Origin of the sequence: Paenibacillus sp. FSL H8-0048, from assembly GCF_038002825.1 — a bacterium.
Classification (GTDB): Bacteria; Bacillota; Bacilli; order Paenibacillales; family Paenibacillaceae; genus Paenibacillus_AQ.
Map to the genome: position 1 here is coordinate 4,405,704 of NZ_JBBODF010000001.1, position 19,907 is coordinate 4,425,610.

Sequence of the window (19,907 nt, forward strand, 5' to 3'; positions counted from 1 at the left end):
TGAGAATACTTGCAACACTCGAATTAGTACTGTATAGTTCTAATCATGACAAAGGTAAAAGTAATGAATCAAAAACGTGTGATTGAAGTCGCGGCAGCCTTATTTTTAGAAAAGGGATTTGCTTATACCAGCATGGATGAATTAGTACGTGTAAGCAAAGTGTCCAAATCGAATGTGTATTATCACTTCGCAGATAAGGAAGAGTTGTTAGCAGGGGTCGTGGATTATTGGATTGAGACGTATGAGCGTGCAATGGATGAAATCCTTTCCCAGAACCAATTATCTGTGGAAGAGCGTGTCCAGATGTTTCTAAAGCATTTATCGCAGGGCGTTCAGTCCAGAGAGTATAAGGGGAGCTGTCCGTTTATTACGCTTTATATTCAAACTCCGGCACAAGCTACGCACATTAAAGAAAAAATAGGGCTCTTTTTTACAGGCTTACAAATGAAAATCTCTCTATTACTTAAGCAAGGAGCAGAAAAAGGCGAGTTTAGAGATACGATTGATATCAACGAGGTAGCGGCACTTTTTATAACGAATCTGGAAGGAGCGCTGTTTCTTGCAGAGACATTGAAGGACGCAACAGTGATCACGCAAACAGCCAGCCACTTTTTCAACTTGCTTCGATAAGAGGCATTTTTTTTACACATAGTTAGTACCAATCAGTACTAAAAAGGAGCGCGGATGATATGAGAACTATATTTTTAACAGGTGGAACAGGCTTTATCGGGAGGCAACTCGTGGAGGAGCTGCTTAAAGAGGAGGTTATGATTTTTCTTTTAGTGAGGTCGAAGAGTAAAGCAACACGTGTCTTTCAGGATAAAGGGTATTTCAACGAGGCAGCCCTGTACTTTATTGAAGGTGATTTGACGAAACCGGATTTAGGTCTAAGCGATGAAGATAAGGAGAGGGTACTACGCACGGATGTTATTATTCACGCCGGCGGACAAATGGATATTCAAGCGACAACGCAGGAAGCAACCAATGTATTTCTAAACGGCGCCAAGCATATCAGTGAATTCGCTAAAAGCATCCATCAATTGAAGGGTTTGCAGCAATTTATTCATGTCGTTGGATATATGAGCCCCTTTGATGATGATAATAGCAAGGTTGCGATTGATGTGTTCCAAGACGGGCACGACTATTTGAAAATAAAAAATCCTTATGAACGAACAAAGTTTCTAGCAGATCTGTACATTCGCCAACAGGCCTCCGTGGTAGGCTATCCGCTGTCTGTGATTAATCCGCCTACCGTAGTCGGCAGCAGTACAACAGGGAGTACGGAGCAGGTAGCTGGCCTAGGCTTGCTTGTGGAGAGTATGCGCAGAGGGCTGATGCCGGTTATCCCTGGAGGCAAGGGGTATAAATTACCACTTATTGCAAACGATGCGCTGGCGAAGTTTATTGTTCAGGTTGTTACGCGGGAGCCATCGTCTATTCAAACCTATACACTTGTTCCAGACCAACCGCAGGACCCGGATATATCTGAATTATTAGGCGTGATGTCAGAAAGTATGAATATGACCGCACCTACAATCTCTGTGCCCCTTCGCTTCATGAAGGCACTTATGAATGGCGGGATTAGTAAAATCACACAAATTCCGTCGGATGGACTGAACTTTATTACTAATAGAAAGTTTGCAAATGATTTACCGAAAAAAGTCATGGGAGCCAATTGGTTTACTAAGACGAGTGTTATGAATTTTTTCCCGGCCGTAGTCGCAGATTTGGATTATCGCTTGATGTACCCGAATGACCAGCAGCATCCTGCATTTGAACGAACCTTAACCGGGAACACTGTGATTTATCAAATACCAGGTGAGGGCAAGCCATTTATTTTATTCCACGGTTTGCTCAGTGATGGAGAAGATTTATTTCCTCTAGGACTAGAGCTTCATGACAAAACGGGTCAGCCGGTATGGATTCCGGATCTCCCGGGTTTAGGACGTTCCCCTTTTAAGCGGGAAAAGAATCTTCTGGATCTCTATTTGAATGTAGTGAAGCAGTTATCAGAAAAAGCTTCTAATGGCGCACATTGGATTGGCCATTCCTTCGGAGCGGTTATTCTGCTGGAAGCATTAGGGCGAGAGTACCTGGATACGAAGAATACGATTACTTTACTTCAGCCACCTGTTGCCAAAAAAAATTCTAAAGCGTTCAATATCCCTCCATTTATGAGCAAATGGGCATTAAAGTCAGCAACGGCTAATTCATTAGAACGTTATTTAATTGGTAACGGTCTGTTTGAAACTAGGGAGAGCATTCCGAAGCATTATATTGCTAAAGTACGCAGCAGCTTCACTTCGCCTAGAATTGTAAATACCACACTTCAGCTCAACCATTTCCTGTCGAAAAACTATCAAGGGGATTTCACCAATGTACCAAAGCCTAATCTTCATATTATTTGGGGAGACCAAGATCGGCGCTATTCCGTTCCAGCACAGCTTGGTAAGGTTGATGTTGTTCCCTATGGCCATCATTTTCCTCTCAGCCATCCGAGGGAGACAGCTTGTTATGTTTTGGGGAAATAATAAGACATCTACAGAGATGAAAAAAGACACCTGATAAGGTGTCTTCTGATTTACTCCGTTAGCGAAGCAGTTTATAAATCGAGAACCGGAACCGGTCCGTCCATCCAGTTCAGCTGGCTATCCATCATGAACTGAACCGTCCAATGATGCTCTGCCTGATACCAGTTATTAAATTTCACAATACTCTCGTACAGATTTTCTACGGCTTCCGGCGTTCGTTCTTCCAGTACCCGATGGATGTCCGCCAACAAATTCTCCGGCTTCTTTTGGGCCCCCTCCAGAACCTTTAAGAACCACTTATAAGAAGGGAATAGCGTTTCGTTGTGCAGCAAAATCAACCGGCCTGCGAAAAAGGTATAGTGGGTCAAACAGTAGTCGATTAATAAACGATTGTTGCGTTTCAGTCCTTCGTAATAATACCATTTCCAGGTTTCGAATTGTGCATAGAACTTCTGCATGTTCTCTGCTTTTTTCTCCAACGGGTATCGGGGAGCATCTTGGACCAACTGTTTGAGCCCCTCGATATTGGAATAGGTGACGAACGCATCCTGGAATGCGAACTTAGCAGGCTCGCTGCCAGATTCGGCCACTTTCTTGATGTAGGAAGCGGATACAACTTTCCCGTCCACATAACCGCCTTCGTAAGAACAGGATTCCGTTTCGAAATACCCAAGTTTATGGATGGAACAAGCTTTCTTGTAATCCTCTTCAGAAAGGACGATCATAATGTCGATATCAGAGGTTTCGCCCGCAAAGCCATGCGCCACGGAACCTCCGATGATGATCCCTTGTACGTCGGGTCTGGCTTTAAGCTTGTTGGTGATGGCATCAATGGCAGCTTGATGATGGGGATACATAATACATCCACTCCAATAGAATTAATATAATCATTAATTAGTAAGCCAATATGTTAATTATATTCCACTTTTGAAATTCCCGCAATCCCCTGAATGAATCGATCGTCTTATAGAAAACTGCCCGTTAGTTTAGTTCCATCGACCAAATTTGCCATTTGCGCGAGCGGCTGATCAGCCAGAAAGCACCAATTCCGATTATTAGCAGGAGAATCTCCACAAACCACAGGCTAATTTTCCCTGGGTACGCCTGATAGAGAGCCGGAGTGAAGTCAATAAGAGCATGCAATAAAATGGCATACACCAGAACTATTTTCCTCTTTGCACGCACTGCGTACAGGACAATAAGCGATAGAGCAATTTGAATAAAAAGTGCGGGTATCCGTTCTAATCCTCCCAGAAGAAAATCATAAAATGAAGCGTTCAGCAGCTTGCTCTTAATATCTGCCAATACACCGGGTGATGCTTTCCCGCCCAGTGACCGCTCGAGCTTGTCCGTATTAATCATTACGGCATATACGAGCGTCTGAATCGAGGACATTCCGGCAATAAATATGGCTTCAAATCCCCCATGGCCCAGTCCGTATGCAATGCCATCTCTTCGTTTCCGATTATGTTTAAGCAGTAAGCGGAACCCGAAATATCGGCCGGCCTCTTCAAAAATCCCAGCTGCCAGTGCCCCATACACTGCGAAAAGTAACGGATTGGCGAGTAAACCATGTGGCTCCGTTTTGCCTTGTAAGACTATGATATGTAAGATTTTCTCCAGTACCTGTGAAAACACAAAGAAAACAAGAGCACCAACCCATACCGCCCGAATTGAAAAACGCTCGCGTTTTCGCATAATGAAAAATAGTGCTACAACAAACGAAATAACAAAACACCCTTGAAACACGATACTTATCATCGTAACGTTAGAAACCATATCAAACTCTCCTTTGCAGTCCATATGTATTGAATAAAAAAACCAATCTAATTTCCCAGTTCCTTTGACCCCCTCACTAAGCCACTTCATCTAGTGTTAATTATTAGATATTTAAATAGTTATCTAAATATACAAGTAAAATATACTCTCTTGCTTTTCTCAAGTCAACTATTATTTCCCAAACCTTTCAGGCTTAAATTAATCTCATGGCCTTACATGTAGACCATTTCAATTTGTTTAGTCCATAACATTATTTTTACGTCTATGGCTGCTGCTGTTTTTATTATAGGGCCAGGGGCTGTCTTATAGTCCAAAATAACCGCAAAAATGAAAAAAGACACCCTTCAAGGTGTCTTCTACTTTACTCCATATGGAGCCGAGGCGTGGACATGCAGAGCCACAATCCGGCGGGGGTTGCTGCTGGAACTGTACGAGATAGCCGTTTAGCAAACGTTAGTTTTCAATTGCATTTCTCCTGTATCAATCACGGAGCCCGAATGTTTCAAAAAGTTAAATCCAAGGATTCCGTCGATCTCCATGCCATAATCCATGTTCCCGATTTCCACTTGAAAATCTTTAAGTATTGCTTCATCGACTATAATCGAGTCCAGGCATTTGGTGTACACATACTCCACACCACCTACACGCCGTATAATATCAACGATATCATTTTCTTCATGAACCATACCAATCTCCTGTACGATGTCCGCGTCAAAAGTGTGCTGGCAGAACCTGTATCAAGCAGCACCTTCTTAAGGTTTAACTCTCTCCCCCTAAACATAACTGTCATGCTTACAAAGGGAAGCCCATAAATTTCTGTTATGTTCATCTCGGCCCTCTGATCCCCACATATCGTTCACGTGCCACAACCTCAGGACGGGAGGTGTGAAAGAAACAATACTCTCTGTGAGGGTCATCCTGGTGCAGTTCACTATACCGCTTCAATGCTTTGGTAGAGTCCTCATAGGAGTCTATCACGGACATCTCTTCAATAAAACGCTGGCCTTCCTTAGAATAGGCCTTGGTCGCCTCAAGAACGACCCATTCATTCGGAAAACGCTCCTGAACTTCATCCCATCGCATCTTGGACACCTCCGGTTAAATAGCATATCGGGTGGTATCTTCTAAACCAGAGTCAGACCTCCGCCTGATCTTTGGAGCTCTTTTATAAAGCGGTATCCTTCTAGAAATCCGACAACAAAGGCTTCCTCCTCTTCAAGTCCCTCTTCTGTACTCATGGCCTCCTCCATAAGTCCATATAATTCTCGTTGAGTCTCGTTCAAACTACTGTGTAGGCATTTAATTGCATGAAAGACTCTTCGCTCGCCTTTCTGATATGAGGATTATTATAACGACGCATTCCCCCATATTTCAAAATGTCTTCTACTTTAGAAGCTGAGGAGTTGAACCCTTGTCCGAAGCATGCCAGTGCAAGTTTCTATAAATGCGGCCACGGTTTTGATATCATCCGGGTACCACTCCTTTTCATTATCAGCTTAATCTTATGAAACTACTTACACACCTTTATTCCAAATCATATATTGGAGCATATCAGAATCAAAGTGAAGTTTTGCCCCATTTTTTTCACGCGAATAAAGGCGTATCCTTTCTAAAATGAAAGCTTCAACCTGCTCCATCGTTAAACATATGAAACCAGGTATATTCATATCTCTTTTTGTCACTAAGAGCTTTCCCACCTCATGAAATTGTCCCTTTGATACATTATGGGATTTGAGAACTTCTGTATGATACCTTACTTTATTCTCAGGAAAGAATCCTAATCTTCTTAAGCAGTAAGTTATTCGATCTTCTCTTCTGAGATGTATTTTTTCTATATTAACGTTGTTACCCGACTTCACTTCACACATCACACCAATATTGGTTTGGGCGCTAAAATGTCTGAAAAGATAATCATCACGGTGTTCCCCGCCAACCTCTTCCGCTACAAACTTCGGGCGAACTGCAAGAAGATCAGCATCTGCACTCTGATGGTCATCAAGTAATCCTTGACGGTGCAATACGAAATTTGTTAGTGGAAAGAAACCATTGAATCGTAAGTACCAATAAACTAATTCTTCAGCGAAGTTTTTCATTATGCTCCCCTTTTATATTACAAAGTGCAAAAAAGCGTCAGTACCGACAAAAGCGTCAAAAGACGCATTAATATTAATTTATCCAGAATGCAGACCATGATCAATATATTCCAAGATGAGCATGTTGAACCCCTTTCCCAAAAGGGGCTTAAACCCTTTCCGGGAAAGGGATTTTAGAAAATGAGGGGTGGCTTGGTAAATCCACAATTCGTCGCCGTGTGATGCTGAGGTTGTTTGGGGAGGTAGCTTGATATTCTTATGGGAGGTCAGTATTTTGGAGTATTCTTGAACGTATCCGTTTTTCTGCACTTTTTTGACGTGTCTTCTCATTTCTTGCATCTAACTTCGCTCTTTCTTCAACTGACCTCACTTTGCATTTTTTGAGTTTACACTTTTGAACTATAACAGGACTCATGTCACAAGGAAATCGGCCAATTCTGGTAGTATGTATATAGGCAATACTTTCATTAGGAAGAACACACTTTTTGAGTTTCTCTAAAGAATCAATCATAACGTAATCTTCTCCACAATCAAAACAGTAAATACCAACATCATCTTTCTTTAAATCACCGTTACAAAGAACACAAGTAATGGTCATATATCCCTCCCTTATAATGACAATATTCCTACCAGTAACCCTAATCAATCGTTATCATCTGCTTTTTGCAAAATATTATTTCATCAAAAGCATAACCATAAGAAACGATCAGGCTTAGAACCTCGAAGAACCTCTGTCCAAAATTAACCATTTTGGTTTTGTAAGGGCAAGGATTCAACTTTCCGTAACGACCAAATCCTAAAGATTCAGGATGTTAGCTGTTATAATATTAAATGCCTCTCATACCTGATCATAAGCAATATTATCGAATTTTTGTAGCTTCTTCAACCATTTCGTGTACTCGATACGATGAGGAACATAGTTTACTTCCTTACCGAATCAACACTGAGAACCATTAGACACACCCCTTAGCTCTTCAAATATTGTAACAATGCTATTGCAGCGCGTATTTTCCTCTCAGTATCCTTTGAATCCATCTCTTCGGAAAGTATCGAAAGAGCCTTGCTCAGTAACTCATTGGTTTCAGCGCCTAAAGTGGCTGGTTGTTGATTGAGGTATCTTTCAAGTTTAGCGACCTCAATCGGATGCTTAAACTGTGTTATGCTTGGTCGATTTCGGATGAACTCCTTCAACTCAGTTGTCAATTCACTTCGAGGAATGACTGCTTTCCAATCGACAGAACGCTGATGTGATAAGCCCACGTCATCCAAATTCCCCTTAAAACTATAGGCCCCTAACACACCAACATGAACGTTGCCGTTGTTTCGATCCTCAATAAGAACGAAATCTCCAGGCGACATGCTGTTACAAAAAGCATTAACCATCCCAAGATGATAACGAGTTCGTGCCGGATTTTCATGATACACACGCTCTAAACGTTCGCGGATTTCCTGTTTGTTTAGACCGCATAAATCATCCAAACCAGGATAACCAATTGCAATAAATCCTCCGGTCACAAACTCATTAAATTTATCCTCTACATTTAGAGGATATGTTTTGCATTGGAATAACTCCATCGTAGATCACTCCCTTTGATCTTTTTATCCTTGAAGATATCCTTCAAGAACCTCTTCGAAGAAGAATAACACCCACTCCTCTTCTTGTCAATCTTGAAGATGCTCTTCATTATGTCCTTAAAGATGTGCGTAAACTCTAAAATTTTGATATTTCTGCAAAGCATATAGCTTGTGGATGAATGAAACCTGCACTCCCACTTCAACAAAAATAAAAGAGCATGGACAAAAGCGTCACTAAGACACAAGCGACGTACTTCACATTAAAATCTGTACGTTATCCCAGCAGTGAACCAACTACCCCCCGTATAATATCAACGATATCATTTCTTTTAGGAACCACGGCAATCTCCTGTACTACATCCGCATTCAAAAGCGTACCATTACTAGCCTTTTGCTTTAGCATATACAATAGATTTCCATATCAGGATCACTAGCAGTAGAATTCTGAAAGAGTCAAGATAATAATAATGTCTACCCCACAAAGAAGAACAAATGTTCTTGATTATAAAGCATCTATGCAGTAAGATAATCTGCATAGATTTTAAATTATATGGATTTATTAGAAAGATCAATCCATACAATTATATGCCTAATTAGACTTTCTGTACTAATTATAGTTCTTAGCGCGTTGCAAAAAAATCTGGGCTATATTATAATAATCCCAGATTTAAATCGGAAGGAGCATCCCTTTGTCTGAAAATAATAAGAGATTCATCATTGAATCCTCTGACATTCGTAAGCAACTGATTAAAGAGCACGTATCAAAATATGGATCCAGTACAACGGAATGGTTTAATACTAAGAGTGAAACCATAGTAAATCAGTATGTCACGGAGCTTCAAAAACGATATTTAAACACACCGGATAGTTTATCTGATCTATCTTCAAGGGATGATGTATTTAACAAATTGAACAATATTAATTGGGACTTTCCAGAGAATGATACTTCTTACTTAACTCATGATATACACCCTTACCCTGCAAAATATATTCCTCAGATACCATGCAATATGATTTTGGCGTTGAGTCTTCCTGGTGAATTAATATGGGATCCTTTTGGCGGTTCAGGAACAACAGCCTTAGAAGCATTATTATTAGACCGTCGGTCTATCAGTACCGATGCTAATCCATTAGCAAGTATTATCGGACAATGCAAGACCATTACTTTGACGGATGAAGAACAAGTAGAATTACAGCTATGTAGACAATGGCTATTCGATATTTTAGAAATAGAACATGATTATTTAGATATGGAAATACAAATACCTGATATTCCAAACATAGAAAAATGGTTCCATCCTAATGCTATTCAAGAATTAGCATTAATAAAAGGACACATAGAAAACCTTTCACCAAACTGCAAAGTTATTGCTCAAGTTGCTTTATCAAGAACTGTTTCAAAGGTTTCTAATCAAGAAAGTGAAACAAGGTATGCTAGTAAACCTAAAGAGTTAATGAAAAAAGAAACTCTTCGCTATTTTATTGGGGATCTGGACACAGTATTTTCAAAAGTACTTGCATGTAGCAGTCTACTCCGAGGGAAAAAGGCTACGTTTGAAACATATGATTTACGAGATCCACTCAGCAAGGACAGTCCCATCTTAGAGAATCAGATTGATCTCATTGTTACTTCTCCACCTTATGCAAATGTAACTGATTATCATTTATATCACCGCTTTAGAATGTTTTGGTTAGGTTTTGATCCTGTTCAGTTTGGAAAAGTGGAGATAGGCTCACATTTACGTCATCAAAGAGAAAAAACCGGTTTTGAAGACTATATGTCTGAAATCACCCCATGTCTAGAAAACTGTTATAGGGCTTTAAAACCAGGACGCTTTGCAGTATTTGTTGTTGGAGACTCTGTCTTCAATAAAATCTTATATAATACTGCAGAGGCTTATATAAAAGAAGCTCTACGAATAGGTTTTGAATACATCGGTACGATATCTAGAAACTTACCAACGAGCCGCAGATCATTTGAAAGTCACGCTCGGCGAGCAACAAGTGAATCAATTGTGATTTTAAGAAAACCCATCAAAGATATAGAAATACAATTGCATGAAGCTCCATACAAACTTTGGGCATTTGAGAAGGAACTTTTACAACGTGAACTTCAGAAGCTATCCCCAATAGATTTAAAACAATCTGGAGAAAAACAATGGTCCGCTGTTATTAGTTCCATGAATATAGATAGATTAAAGAAGCTTACATTTATTCACAAAGTAACTTCTCCTAGTTTACAACCTGTATCAACTTGGCAAAGTATCGTAGAAAATGGCGACACCCTAGATAACCAATCTTTGCGTAAAGAATCAAAATATGTGACACATGGCATCCATGAGTATAAAGGTAAATTTTACCCTCAACTTTGTAAAAGTCTCTTATCTTTATCGAATTTAAAAGAAGGAAGTACAGTACTCGATCCATTTATGGGTAGCGGTACTACTATTCTCGAATCTTACTTGGCAGGCTATAAAGCTTATGGATGTGATATCAATCCCTTAGCTCTTAAAATTTCGAAAGCAAAAACAGAAATATTAAGAATGAATCCAATAATACTATTAAATACGTTGAAGAATTTCTTAAGAACATTAGAACACGATGATTGTATCACCACCTCTAATTATTTGTACAATCATTTAGACACTCAAGCACATGCTGAACTTGAAAGCTGGTTTCCAAAAAAAGTTATTCATAAACTTGGAGTTTTGTTTGAAAAGATTCATAGAATACCAGATAATCGAATTTCAAATTTTCTAGAGGTAATAGTTAGCAATTTAATAAGAGATATATCACAACAAGACCCAACTGATCTACGAATAAGAAGAAGAAAAGAACCTTTACTGGATTCGCCGGTCGTATATATGTTTAAACAGAATTTAGAAAAACAAATTTCCAAGCTTGAAAGCTACTTCAGTTCTGTTGATTATTCTCCTTCAATTTTTTATCAATCTAAAATATGGTCAGGTGATTGCAGAAAGACTGACAGTTTTACATCTCATGGACTTACACAGGGTAGTATAGATGCCGTGATTACAAGTCCACCCTACGCTACCGCATTGCCCTATATAGATACTAATAGATTAAGCTTACTTATACTAATGAGTTTATCCTCTAAAAAAAGGGATCCTATTGAAGAAGATCTAATAGGAAGCAGAGAAATAAGAAATAAGACAAAAAGTGAATTAGAATCTCGCATTGAAAAGGGACTATTCGATAATATTACCTCTCCTTACGCAATTGATCTTATTACTGAGATTTACAAATTAAACAAAGAATCTTCTGTTGGCTTTAGACGTAAAAATATGGCCTCATTACTCTATAGCTACTTTTCATCAATGACTGAATTTCTTAATAACATGCATTTTTTACTCAAGGAAAAGGGTTCTGCTTTTATTGTAATAGGTAATAATTTAACAAAGGCCGGTGATAAAGATTTAATAATTGACACTGCAAAAATGCTAATTGAGTCTTCACGTAATCTTGGTTTCTCAATTAACGACGAATTTTCTATCAGTGTCACTGGTGACAACAAAAAAAACAGCGGTAAATTAATTAAAGAAAATACTGTTTTATGGTTAAAAAAATAATAAGAGGAGTGATGTTAATATTAACATCACTCCTCTTATTATTTAAGATTTTCAAACAGACTTGGTAATAACCCCTTGGTGTCCCCACTACCTAAAATCTTCAAACGGCAATCTGAAACTTGTTTAAAAGTAAGTAAATCGATATGTGCAGCTTTTCTACGGTATTCTTTATTTATTTTTCTTAACGTAACTCCTAACTCATCCCCCCAAAAATTCAGGTCTTGACAGTAATGATTTATTCCTAAAAGATAACTGTAAATACCACCATTAGTTTTATCCGTTTCTATAAAGAAATTTGCTAACTCTCCGAACATTAATGTTCTCTTATTTCTTATATATTCATAAGATTTAGTATCTGTCATATTTGAAGCACTTAAGTAGCTATTAAACATAGGAGATTCTTTAAACGGACTGATAATTTCATGATTAAAAAAGTATTCAACCGCCCTACAGTATTCTAGTACGACTGGACCCCAATCAATGTCAGGATCTTCCCCACACTTCACATGTAAATCTTGATATAAAAGTTCAGCCATACCTAATAATGTTTGGCATTCTTTTGAAAAATAAGTCCAAGTAGAGGGAAATACATAATTCATTAAGATGTTTTTGCATTTTTTTAATTCTTGAGGCTTTTCAATTACAAGTTGTTCAGCAATTCTGTGAGCTTCATCACTTCTCTTAATCAAAGAATTTTCACTGTTATCCAAAGCCTGTCCTTTTTTCACTCCCACCAGAGAATTGTCTTCAATTAAGTTCCACAAATCAGAAGCAAATTTTTCAAATCCTATGCTTGAACTGTTAGGAGATACTGTATGAAGTGACAGGCTGGCTTTATCTTTTGTAACGAGCTTATCATTTAAATACTGATTATCGTTTCTAAGAAACAAATGACCGATAGGTTGATGATTTAATGACCCTCGAAAGTTTTCGAAGTACCCTAACATTTTGTACTTCTCTGTATTTGCATCTTTACGTTGAAAATACTTAATATTCTTAACATCACAAATAACAGTAAAGTTCGAGGATCCCTGCACCTTTATTACAATATCTGGTATGCCCCTTAAGTTTGCTCCATCTTCGTATCGCCACAGACTTTGAACAAGACTTGAGTTTTGATAGTAAATATCAATCTCACAAACATCAGTAATGATTTTTGTTACGGAATGTAGACCTCTTTGATCCAGAGGGGAAATGACCCTTTTTGTTTTGTATTTTTTCATACTAATATCATGAATAGAGTCACTAATCATAGACATAACCCATATTTCAAAAAGCTTATCCCATACTTTAGAACTAGACCCAAAAAGAAGAATCAAAGATTCAATACCTTCATTCTCTATGGAAGTCCAGTTAAGCGATTGAAACCACTGAATTATATATGATATCTTTCTAAAATCCTTTGTTTTACCTTGTTTATTTCTCGTTTGAGTTATGCTGATGAGATCATTTATATTCATTTTCATAAATTTACTTTTCACTATTATCTTCATAACTGGATGATGAAGCATATTGGCACATTCTTGAAGGTACTTTTTTTGAAGAAAAAATTCCCCAGAGTCATTAGGCAATGGCAATTTTTTTAAAATACTATAAAACCAATAAATAACCTTGTACAAAAATGCATTTTCAGGTGTTTCGTAATTCTCAGACGAGATAAGACAAGGATAACTCTTGACGGTTACATTATTCCATTTATTTGACACATATTCTGGAACAATCAGACTCCCTTGAATTTTTCCAACAAATTCTTCTCTTATAGGTTCATAGGTGGAGGAAAAAATAGAGTCAAGTGTTCCAATAATCGTCTTAAAAGATACCCATTTTGCCAAGAAAAATCTTGTTCTAATATATTCAAAAGAATCAATATTAGAACTGTTCGATTCCCCCAAAAATAATTGGGACTTATGGATTAAAGGCTCTGTGTCCTTTCCAAAATAAGTGCTAATTAAGGTTAGAGACTCTTCAATAATCCTATATCTCTGCTCATTCGTGAAATCCCCATATTCTTTGGACATCTTCTTTTATTCCTTTCAGTTCTCTAGGAATAGCATTAATAAATGCCAACTGAGCATCTTCAGAGATTATTGTTGAGTCTAGCTGAGCTAAGAGTTTTGTGGAAATTGCCCATACTATTGCTGATAATATTTCCGTTTCATCATCAAGTAATAATTTCAATAGAAAGGCTTTTTTTATATCAATTATCTGTGCAGTTCCAACTGATAGTATGGCAGGACAATCATCCCCATCACCGAACCGCAGCAAATGAATTATAGAGTCTATTTTATCAAGAGCAGTACTTACTTCAACTTCAGTAGATTTTGTATCAATTATTTGTCGGTTAAAACTCGTTAAGGAAGAAATCTCTTTAACAGCAGTATTCAAAGTAATCAATTTTTCCCTTGCTAGAGTTTCTTCCGTTTTAGGGATATCAATAGTTACGAAATGAAACCTTCTTGCAAATGCTTGAGAAAATGAATTCACATATGATTTATCTACAGAATTCATAGTTCCTATAATTCTAAATTTTTTGGGAACATAGAGCTTTTGATTTCCTTTGTATTGATGTGATAGAACAATCGATTGATTGCTAGCGCTACCTAAAACAGTAAAGAATTCACCAAAGGCTCTATCAATTTTACAGCGATTTATTTCATCAATTAGCAGCCACTCTGCTTGCGGCTCTAGTTGATTTTCTTCATGACTTGATATTTGCTGACAACACTCTATTATTGTTTTTGTAATATGACCATTTTCCGGAACTATTTGTTCCTTACCATCTACTATCTCTAGTGTTTTCCTTCCTACTAAATCGTATACCGTCCATTCTATGTTAGCAGTACTCTCAACCAATCTAACATTAAACAATTCCTCACTAATTACCTTGGCTAGTGTTGTCTTCCCAGTTCCAGGTGGACCTTCTAATATAATATTCCCCATTATTAGCCCATAGTAAATAGAATATATACTTTCAGTAGCAACAGCAAAATTTTCGGATATCTCCTCTACCCTTTTTTTTAAATCATCCTTTGAGAGTAAAGATAAACGGTCATTCTGAACGGTTAACGACATACTGTAATCATTTTCAATATCAGTAGTTGAACAAAACCCTTCTTTCTCTAGTTGGTCAAGAAAAACCTGCTCTGGCATATATATTGCCCCCTAAATTAATATTTCTTCGATGGGTCTTCTCAAAATACGAAACTGTTCTAGGCGTATTGCCCCCCCACTCTGGATTGCTTTAAAAATAATCTTTCCTTGGTTTTTGAAAATAAAAAGTTCGTTGATGTGGTCTTCATTTAAGGCAAGCTCTTCTTTATTATCATAAATATATACTGGCTTTAGACGATGAGAAGAAATTTCTTTCTCGTTTGCTTTTATTAATTCATTTGCCTTAATAAACTCGCTTGTAAGATCAACGTTATATTCCAATGCCAAAACCTCCTAATAACTTATCTTACTTTGAGAACTTCTAAATTCTTCTACTATTTTTATAGCTACTGTACCATCTTGAAGGAAAGAGGGGTAGTTGCTAATTTTATATATAACATTCTCCTTCAGATCTGAGATCGGATTGCTCCATATTACTAAATCATCAATTTTAAATTGTGCTCCAAAAATAGAATACAGAAAGAGTGTTCCAGTATTTGAATCATAGCGGGAATCTGGTGGAAGGTTTCTGATTAAAACAGGCTGCTTGTCAGATTGTAAATAATTATTAAGATTAGCGGGTAACTTAGTGTATGCGTGGGCCCATTTCCATCTGTCATTCCATGTTATCGGTATAAACTCTGGAGGATCTAACAAAATTTTTTCAATTATATTTTTTCGATTTGCAGCTAACACTAAAATCCCTTTTCTTTGACCATTTATCCAAACTTGTTTACAGCTTTTAACGACTCCTGTAGAGTCAAACAAGTTAAAAAAAGCGTCTGGATTTTTTCCTGGAGGTAACGATAAATTAGGATCTTCCCTATACGTTATTATTGTCTTTGCAAATTCAACCATGTCACTATGATCGGTCTTTTGATATAGTAAACCTATTTCAGCTTCAGAAATATATGCTTGTCGAGGATCTATTTTTTCTAACTGCTTTATTGTTTGTATTGTTAAAAGTAAAGGAAGAACTTTATTATTTATTCTTTCAATAAATTTCGGATTTTCTAGAGTGGAATTCAAAACTTGAAATCTAATAATGTTTATTAACATAAAAGTTTCGAGATTTATTTTTCCAGATAATAATAAAAGTGCTGGATCTGTATAACGATACTCTACATTTGAAGTTCCCACCATTGCAGGGTTCACCTCTGTTTTTCCAAAGCGATATTTATCAACTTCTACTTTGTATGCAACTCCAAGATGGAAAATTGGTGTTGCATAAGTATTCTTTGCCGATTCTAATGTTACTTTAAATAACTTCGCTATTGCCTTAAAAACTTCATCTGAATATCTATAACTAATAGCCTTAATAAATTTATTCGCACTTTCTGCATATGTCGTTCTTGATCGGTCAAATATCCACATGTTTTAATCTCCGATCTTAAATCACATTAAGATAATAATATTTTTCCTGAAAGATAAATGCTTTAAAAATTATGTTAATTCTCAGCCGTAAGTTCAATGATCAGAGGGTAGCTTTGCCCTTGAGCGTCCAAAAGCCTGAAATTGCTGCCCTTTTTGCCTCTGCAGTGTTTTGTTTAACGCCAGAGGAGATGCTCAAGTGTGTTGTTTCATACGGAAGCAACGAAACCTGAGAATACACGGTTATCCAAGATGTATAGTAGTCCAACAAATCTAGCCTGAGCGCACTCGATCATCTTTGCCAAATCGTTCACCCTGTCGATCTTTGTTAGGGTGAGAGGATATCACTTCTCGCCCCCATTAAACTTAGTAACTTTTTGACACAGATAAAGTTTACCATGATTTAGGACATAATTGTAGTTTTGAAAACAATCCTAAGCAGATCAAGCTACTTAAGAATCTTACTCACTAAATATGATAAGCCTTTTACAGAAATCTTCATCGCATTTTCAACCGGCATTTCTCCAGTTGATACATATAATTTTCTCCAATACATCATTTCGAAATCCTCCTTCAAAGCAAAAGTACCATCAATAGCGAAAAAAGTTCTAGCGCTGTTTTTCTGAGTAAGTGGCCATTTATTAATATAAGCCTTTTTCTGTAGAGCCTCAATCCATAAATAAATATCATATATTTGAAAGTATAATTTCAGGAGGAGATTGGTATGAATGATGATGTTTACACAAGCGAATCACTGAGACAAGGGATGTTGGAGTTTTTAAAGGAGACGTTGGATTACGACGGCTCCATTCACCTGCTGGCCGTTGCCATCCGGAGGATGACAGACAAAAACGTTACCGAAGAAACAATCTGGAGATTGAGAGTAGCACTGACCTACTGGGAGGGGAATTCAATCAATCCATACTGGGATGGGACCGAACTTGATATTATTCAAGAAGGAGAAGAACTTCGTCTGCTTGATGAGCAGGCTCTGGCTGATGAACCGCCCCTGATTGAGGGGAGTCCGAATGAGTTAGCTTTAGAATGGGTTTCAGCTTTAGCCACTCCTTTGTGGGTCTCAGAAGAAGCCAAAAAGGCAGCACTTGAAGAATTAGAGATACACAAAGCTATGGAGGCTGAGCGGCCAAAGAGTACAGAGGATCCTTTTGAAATTATTTCAAGGAGCCAAATGAGGAATAATGATTAGCCAAACCACCGCATATTTGGAAGGAGCAACATATGAACACGCTAAACGAAAAAGAAAAACGGGCCTTATTAGCCCTCATTCAAGATCGTATCGACGGACATCTGACGCGTTTTCCCTACGCTAGGTACCCTGCAGAACCAATGTTGGATTGGTATCCTATTTTCTGTGATCCGTCCACTGTGCCGCTGCCCCTTCTCAAAAAGGCTCTGGGATGGCATTTCGGATGCTGGCAACGCCAGAGCCTACCTTCTTCCGTGTCGCGTACAATCTCTGCAATTCTTAAAATTTGGGAGGAGTTCTTGCCAATAGCTTCGGCAGAGTCACAGGAGATATTTCGCTTCTGGCAGGATCATCTTCCAGATTGGAACACTGGCTTTTCTGCAGTAGCATTTTTACTGCACCTTCAACGTCCGGAAGATTTCGAACTTGTAGACCGCCACCGAATGGAAGCTATGCGGGAGCTACTTCAGGAAATAAGTCATTCCGAACAAGCGGGAAGTACGGGGCTTGAATACACCAATCTAGAGGATTACAAAATCTTTTTTCGATCTATCCTCCCCAAACTGCCTTATAAAGACTATTCACGAATCAAGCTTGATCGTTTCTTGAAGGCCTACGGCAACAGGCATGCCTACAAGTTGGTGTCGCCGGACTTCAGGACCACAGAACCCACCATTCGCACTTTTACATGGGATGGACTTACTTCTGAGCGCTTCAGGACGGAACAGATCATCGGGCGCGCCAACTGCGATGTACTGTTCGCCTGCTTCCTTCTTTCGTTGGAGGTAATGAGTAATTCCGCGACAGAGTTCACTGTGGGCCAGGTTGTTGGTATGCTGCCTGTGGGAACCGCCGGAATCTGCAACGAGGCCAGCTTCAATTACGCACTTATAAGCCTCTTTAGCCAGCAACGGCAAAGAGACTTTTGGGTGTTTGACAAGCCTGAGATCAGCCGCGCCTTTACTGAACAGGCCAACCAGTCCACAAGAGACATGCGTTTCTACCTACTTCATGAGGGAGAGAAGCTACAAATTAATCAGAGGTATATATCACAACCCTAACTTTAACTCATTCCTTACGATCATCCTCAAATAGTGCTTTAATTACTCTCAAAACCCTTTTTTGCTCCTCTTCATTACGCCCTCGTAATTGATCAACAATCTCTTCCATTGTAAATTCTTCTTGTCTGACACTATCAAGAGGTTGGACATAACGAAAAAACGCTTCTAATGAAATGCCAAGAGCACCTGTGACTCTTTCGAGCACTTCAATAGAACAAACCTTCTCTGATCTTTCTATTTTCCCCATGTAACTTTCATGTACTTGAGCCAAATGTGCAAGTTCTTCTTGGCTCATTTTGCGTTGTTTGCGGAAATGTCGAATTCCTTGTCCGACCTTTTTCATGATTTCGCTCAAGATCATCACCCTATGCCAACCTTATTTCAGTAAAGAAAAGGCACCAAGGGACGATAGGGTATTTTATTTAAAAATATACCCCAAAAGAACTACTGATGTTATAATGTGATTGATCTTGTTTGGACTAATTTTCCATACCATTTTTAAGGAGACATCTAATTATGAAGCTATTACCTTTAACTCTATTGATATCCCTGCTTCTCTTGTCTGGCTGTGGACAGAAAGAAAGCCCTGCTTCCATCCCAGCAGCAACGAATTCTCCGAATCAGGCCAACACACCACTAGCAACATCCAACATCCCGCCTTCGCCTGATACCACAACTTCTACAACACAATCGGCAAACACTGGACATTACTGGAAAGATGGGTATAAGGGTCTTGCCATTAGCATTAACAGGGCCGAGATTACCAAGGACGTCTTTGATCATGAATACTTGGTGTTTGACATTACGCTGCAAAACGGAACTGACCAGCCTTTGGACGTTTCGGGACGAGCATTTAACCTGCTTACGGTTAATAAGGAGCTTCTAGAGTACGATCCGACAGCTGAAACCGTAGAGACCGCTGACAATCAGACAGCTTCTGTCCTTTCAGGCGGTCAGCGAACACTCCGCGTTGGCTTCGTCGTCCAACCCCAGGAAGTGAGCGAACTCATTTTCAATGTGGGACAAAACGCCGTATACCGGATTACATCATTTGAAGGCGGATTGTCAGCCTCTCAGAACGTAACCGTTGTTCCCCCAGCGGCTGAACCTAAACCTGTGGAGAACACTCCAGCCATCGAAGGCGGCAACGGCAAGTCTGACGACTTCATCTTTGAGGACAACTACCTGGGATACCTAAACTCCCAAATTGAAGCTGTTAACACCGGAGATTTTTCCTTGGTGGAGATTCATTTGCTGTACGACAGTGAACTCTACATCCAGCAGCAAAAACTTGTTCAAACACTCAGCGAGAAGGGCACCCGTGAAAAACTGGCAGAATACGAGATACAATCAACATCCTACGATGAGGAGACTGGCACGCTCACGATGAAGGTCCGCGAGCAGATCAAGGTCATTTCAGCGGATGGTACTGAGAAAACGACTGACAACGTATGGACTTACACCGCCCTCCAGGTCGATCAAGGAGTTTTTCAATTCAGTTCAATAGTCAAGGCTGAGCAATAGTTCGAGTTTCACTCGGCTATTGTTCA

18 protein-coding genes and 1 pseudogene are annotated in these 19,907 nt (G+C 38.8%); 6 read left to right on the top strand and 13 right to left on the bottom strand.

The genetic code is table 11. The features are described 5' to 3' along the window. Positions 1–63: 63 nt before the first annotated feature. A complete protein-coding gene (locus NSU18_RS18625; protein WP_341018505.1) occupies positions 64–630 on the top strand; it encodes a TetR/AcrR family transcriptional regulator in 567 nt (188 codons plus the stop codon). A 59-nt stretch (positions 631–689) separates the two neighbouring features. Beyond that, positions 690–2,531, top strand: a complete 1,842-nt coding sequence (locus tag NSU18_RS18630) for an alpha/beta fold hydrolase (RefSeq protein ID WP_341149767.1) — start codon at positions 690–692, stop codon at positions 2,529–2,531. A gap of 71 nt (positions 2,532–2,602) precedes the next feature. Here the strand turns inward: NSU18_RS18630 and NSU18_RS18635 are convergent, their stop codons facing one another. The 8 genes and pseudogenes from NSU18_RS18635 to NSU18_RS18670 all read right to left on the bottom strand — a co-directional run bounded on the left by NSU18_RS18635 (position 2,603) and on the right by NSU18_RS18670 (position 7,978). Further along, positions 2,603–3,388, bottom strand: a complete 786-nt coding sequence (locus NSU18_RS18635; protein WP_341149768.1) for a nucleotidyltransferase domain-containing protein — start codon at positions 3,386–3,388, stop codon at positions 2,603–2,605. 124 nt (positions 3,389–3,512) lie between these two features. Then, the gene (locus tag NSU18_RS18640; protein ID WP_341149769.1) at positions 3,513–4,310 is read right to left on the bottom strand and encodes a YhfC family intramembrane metalloprotease; all 798 of its coding nucleotides are present in this window, start codon (positions 4,308–4,310) and stop codon (positions 3,513–3,515) included. Positions 4,311–4,753: 443 nt separating this feature from the next. Beyond that, positions 4,754–4,996: a hypothetical protein gene (locus tag NSU18_RS18645; RefSeq protein ID WP_341149770.1), complete on the bottom strand. Its 243-nt coding sequence runs from the start codon at positions 4,994–4,996 to the stop codon at positions 4,754–4,756. A gap of 139 nt (positions 4,997–5,135) precedes the next feature. Further along, positions 5,136–5,393: a hypothetical protein gene (locus tag NSU18_RS18650; protein ID WP_076135290.1), complete on the bottom strand. Its 258-nt coding sequence runs from the start codon at positions 5,391–5,393 to the stop codon at positions 5,136–5,138. Positions 5,394–5,434: 41 nt separating this feature from the next. After that, positions 5,435–5,641, bottom strand: a pseudogene (locus NSU18_RS18655) (hypothetical protein); the annotation flags it as partial. 183 nt (positions 5,642–5,824) lie between these two features. Then, entirely contained in the window at positions 5,825–6,403 is a 579-nt protein-coding gene (locus NSU18_RS18660) for a hypothetical protein (protein ID WP_341149771.1), read from the bottom strand. 256 nt (positions 6,404–6,659) lie between these two features. Continuing rightward, entirely contained in the window at positions 6,660–7,001 is a 342-nt protein-coding gene (locus tag NSU18_RS18665; protein WP_341149772.1) for a hypothetical protein, read from the bottom strand. Positions 7,002–7,369: 368 nt separating this feature from the next. Further along, positions 7,370–7,978, bottom strand: a complete 609-nt coding sequence (locus NSU18_RS18670) for a hypothetical protein (RefSeq protein WP_341149773.1) — start codon at positions 7,976–7,978, stop codon at positions 7,370–7,372. Between the two features lie 689 nt (positions 7,979–8,667). Between NSU18_RS18670 and NSU18_RS18675 the strand changes: the two genes are divergently transcribed. Continuing rightward, entirely contained in the window at positions 8,668–11,568 is a 2,901-nt protein-coding gene (locus tag NSU18_RS18675; protein WP_341149774.1) for a DNA methyltransferase, read from the top strand. Between the two features lie 38 nt (positions 11,569–11,606). Here the strand turns inward: NSU18_RS18675 and NSU18_RS18680 are convergent, their stop codons facing one another. Genes NSU18_RS18680 through NSU18_RS18695 form a run of 4 tightly spaced genes read right to left on the bottom strand, consistent with a single transcriptional unit; the run spans position 11,607 to position 16,092 of the window. Next, positions 11,607–13,586, bottom strand: a complete 1,980-nt coding sequence (locus tag NSU18_RS18680) for a hypothetical protein (RefSeq protein ID WP_341149775.1) — start codon at positions 13,584–13,586, stop codon at positions 11,607–11,609. Then, positions 13,555–14,718: an AAA family ATPase gene (locus tag NSU18_RS18685; RefSeq protein WP_341149776.1), complete on the bottom strand. Its 1,164-nt coding sequence runs from the start codon at positions 14,716–14,718 to the stop codon at positions 13,555–13,557. The genes NSU18_RS18680 and NSU18_RS18685 overlap by 32 nt, the downstream gene beginning before the upstream one ends. Before the next feature lie 12 nt (positions 14,719–14,730). Further along, positions 14,731–15,000: a hypothetical protein gene (locus NSU18_RS18690; protein ID WP_341149777.1), complete on the bottom strand. Its 270-nt coding sequence runs from the start codon at positions 14,998–15,000 to the stop codon at positions 14,731–14,733. 12 nt (positions 15,001–15,012) lie between these two features. Further along, positions 15,013–16,092, bottom strand: coding sequence for a hypothetical protein (locus NSU18_RS18695; RefSeq protein ID WP_341149778.1), 1,080 nt, complete (start codon positions 16,090–16,092; stop codon positions 15,013–15,015). Between the two features lie 721 nt (positions 16,093–16,813). Here NSU18_RS18695 and NSU18_RS18700 point away from each other — a divergent pair. After that, positions 16,814–17,296, top strand: a complete 483-nt coding sequence (locus tag NSU18_RS18700; RefSeq protein WP_341149779.1) for a hypothetical protein — start codon at positions 16,814–16,816, stop codon at positions 17,294–17,296. Between the two features lie 32 nt (positions 17,297–17,328). After that, the gene (locus NSU18_RS18705; protein WP_341149780.1) at positions 17,329–18,357 is read left to right on the top strand and encodes a hypothetical protein; all 1,029 of its coding nucleotides are present in this window, start codon (positions 17,329–17,331) and stop codon (positions 18,355–18,357) included. A 7-nt stretch (positions 18,358–18,364) separates the two neighbouring features. Here the strand turns inward: NSU18_RS18705 and NSU18_RS18710 are convergent, their stop codons facing one another. Then, on the bottom strand, positions 18,365–18,700 hold the full coding sequence (locus NSU18_RS18710) for a helix-turn-helix domain-containing protein (protein WP_341149781.1): 336 nt from the start codon (positions 18,698–18,700) through the stop codon (positions 18,365–18,367). A 173-nt stretch (positions 18,701–18,873) separates the two neighbouring features. Between NSU18_RS18710 and NSU18_RS18715 the strand changes: the two genes are divergently transcribed. Then, entirely contained in the window at positions 18,874–19,881 is a 1,008-nt protein-coding gene (locus NSU18_RS18715) for a TcaA NTF2-like domain-containing protein (protein ID WP_341149782.1), read from the top strand. Positions 19,882–19,907: the final 26 nt, after the last annotated feature.

Coding starts and splice junctions, on each gene's coding strand:
- NSU18_RS18625 (WP_341018505.1), top strand. CDS start 64: ATGAATCAAAAACGTGTGATTGAAGTCGCGGCAGCCTTATTTTTAGAA.
- NSU18_RS18630 (WP_341149767.1), top strand. CDS start 690: ATGAGAACTATATTTTTAACAGGTGGAACAGGCTTTATCGGGAGGCAA.
- NSU18_RS18635 (WP_341149768.1), bottom strand. CDS start 3,388: ATGTATCCCCATCATCAAGCTGCCATTGATGCCATCACCAACAAGCTT.
- NSU18_RS18640 (WP_341149769.1), bottom strand. CDS start 4,310: ATGGTTTCTAACGTTACGATGATAAGTATCGTGTTTCAAGGGTGTTTT.
- NSU18_RS18645 (WP_341149770.1), bottom strand. CDS start 4,996: ATGGTTCATGAAGAAAATGATATCGTTGATATTATACGGCGTGTAGGT.
- NSU18_RS18650 (WP_076135290.1), bottom strand. CDS start 5,393: ATGCGATGGGATGAAGTTCAGGAGCGTTTTCCGAATGAATGGGTCGTT.
- NSU18_RS18660 (WP_341149771.1), bottom strand. CDS start 6,403: ATGAAAAACTTCGCTGAAGAATTAGTTTATTGGTACTTACGATTCAAT.
- NSU18_RS18665 (WP_341149772.1), bottom strand. CDS start 7,001: ATGACCATTACTTGTGTTCTTTGTAACGGTGATTTAAAGAAAGATGAT.
- NSU18_RS18670 (WP_341149773.1), bottom strand. CDS start 7,978: ATGGAGTTATTCCAATGCAAAACATATCCTCTAAATGTAGAGGATAAA.
- NSU18_RS18680 (WP_341149775.1), bottom strand. CDS start 13,586: ATGTCCAAAGAATATGGGGATTTCACGAATGAGCAGAGATATAGGATT.
- NSU18_RS18685 (WP_341149776.1), bottom strand. CDS start 14,718: ATGCCAGAGCAGGTTTTTCTTGACCAACTAGAGAAAGAAGGGTTTTGT.
- NSU18_RS18695 (WP_341149778.1), bottom strand. CDS start 16,092: ATGTGGATATTTGACCGATCAAGAACGACATATGCAGAAAGTGCGAAT.
- NSU18_RS18700 (WP_341149779.1), top strand. CDS start 16,814: ATGAATGATGATGTTTACACAAGCGAATCACTGAGACAAGGGATGTTG.
- NSU18_RS18705 (WP_341149780.1), top strand. CDS start 17,329: ATGAACACGCTAAACGAAAAAGAAAAACGGGCCTTATTAGCCCTCATT.
- NSU18_RS18710 (WP_341149781.1), bottom strand. CDS start 18,700: ATGAAAAAGGTCGGACAAGGAATTCGACATTTCCGCAAACAACGCAAA.
- NSU18_RS18715 (WP_341149782.1), top strand. CDS start 18,874: ATGAAGCTATTACCTTTAACTCTATTGATATCCCTGCTTCTCTTGTCT.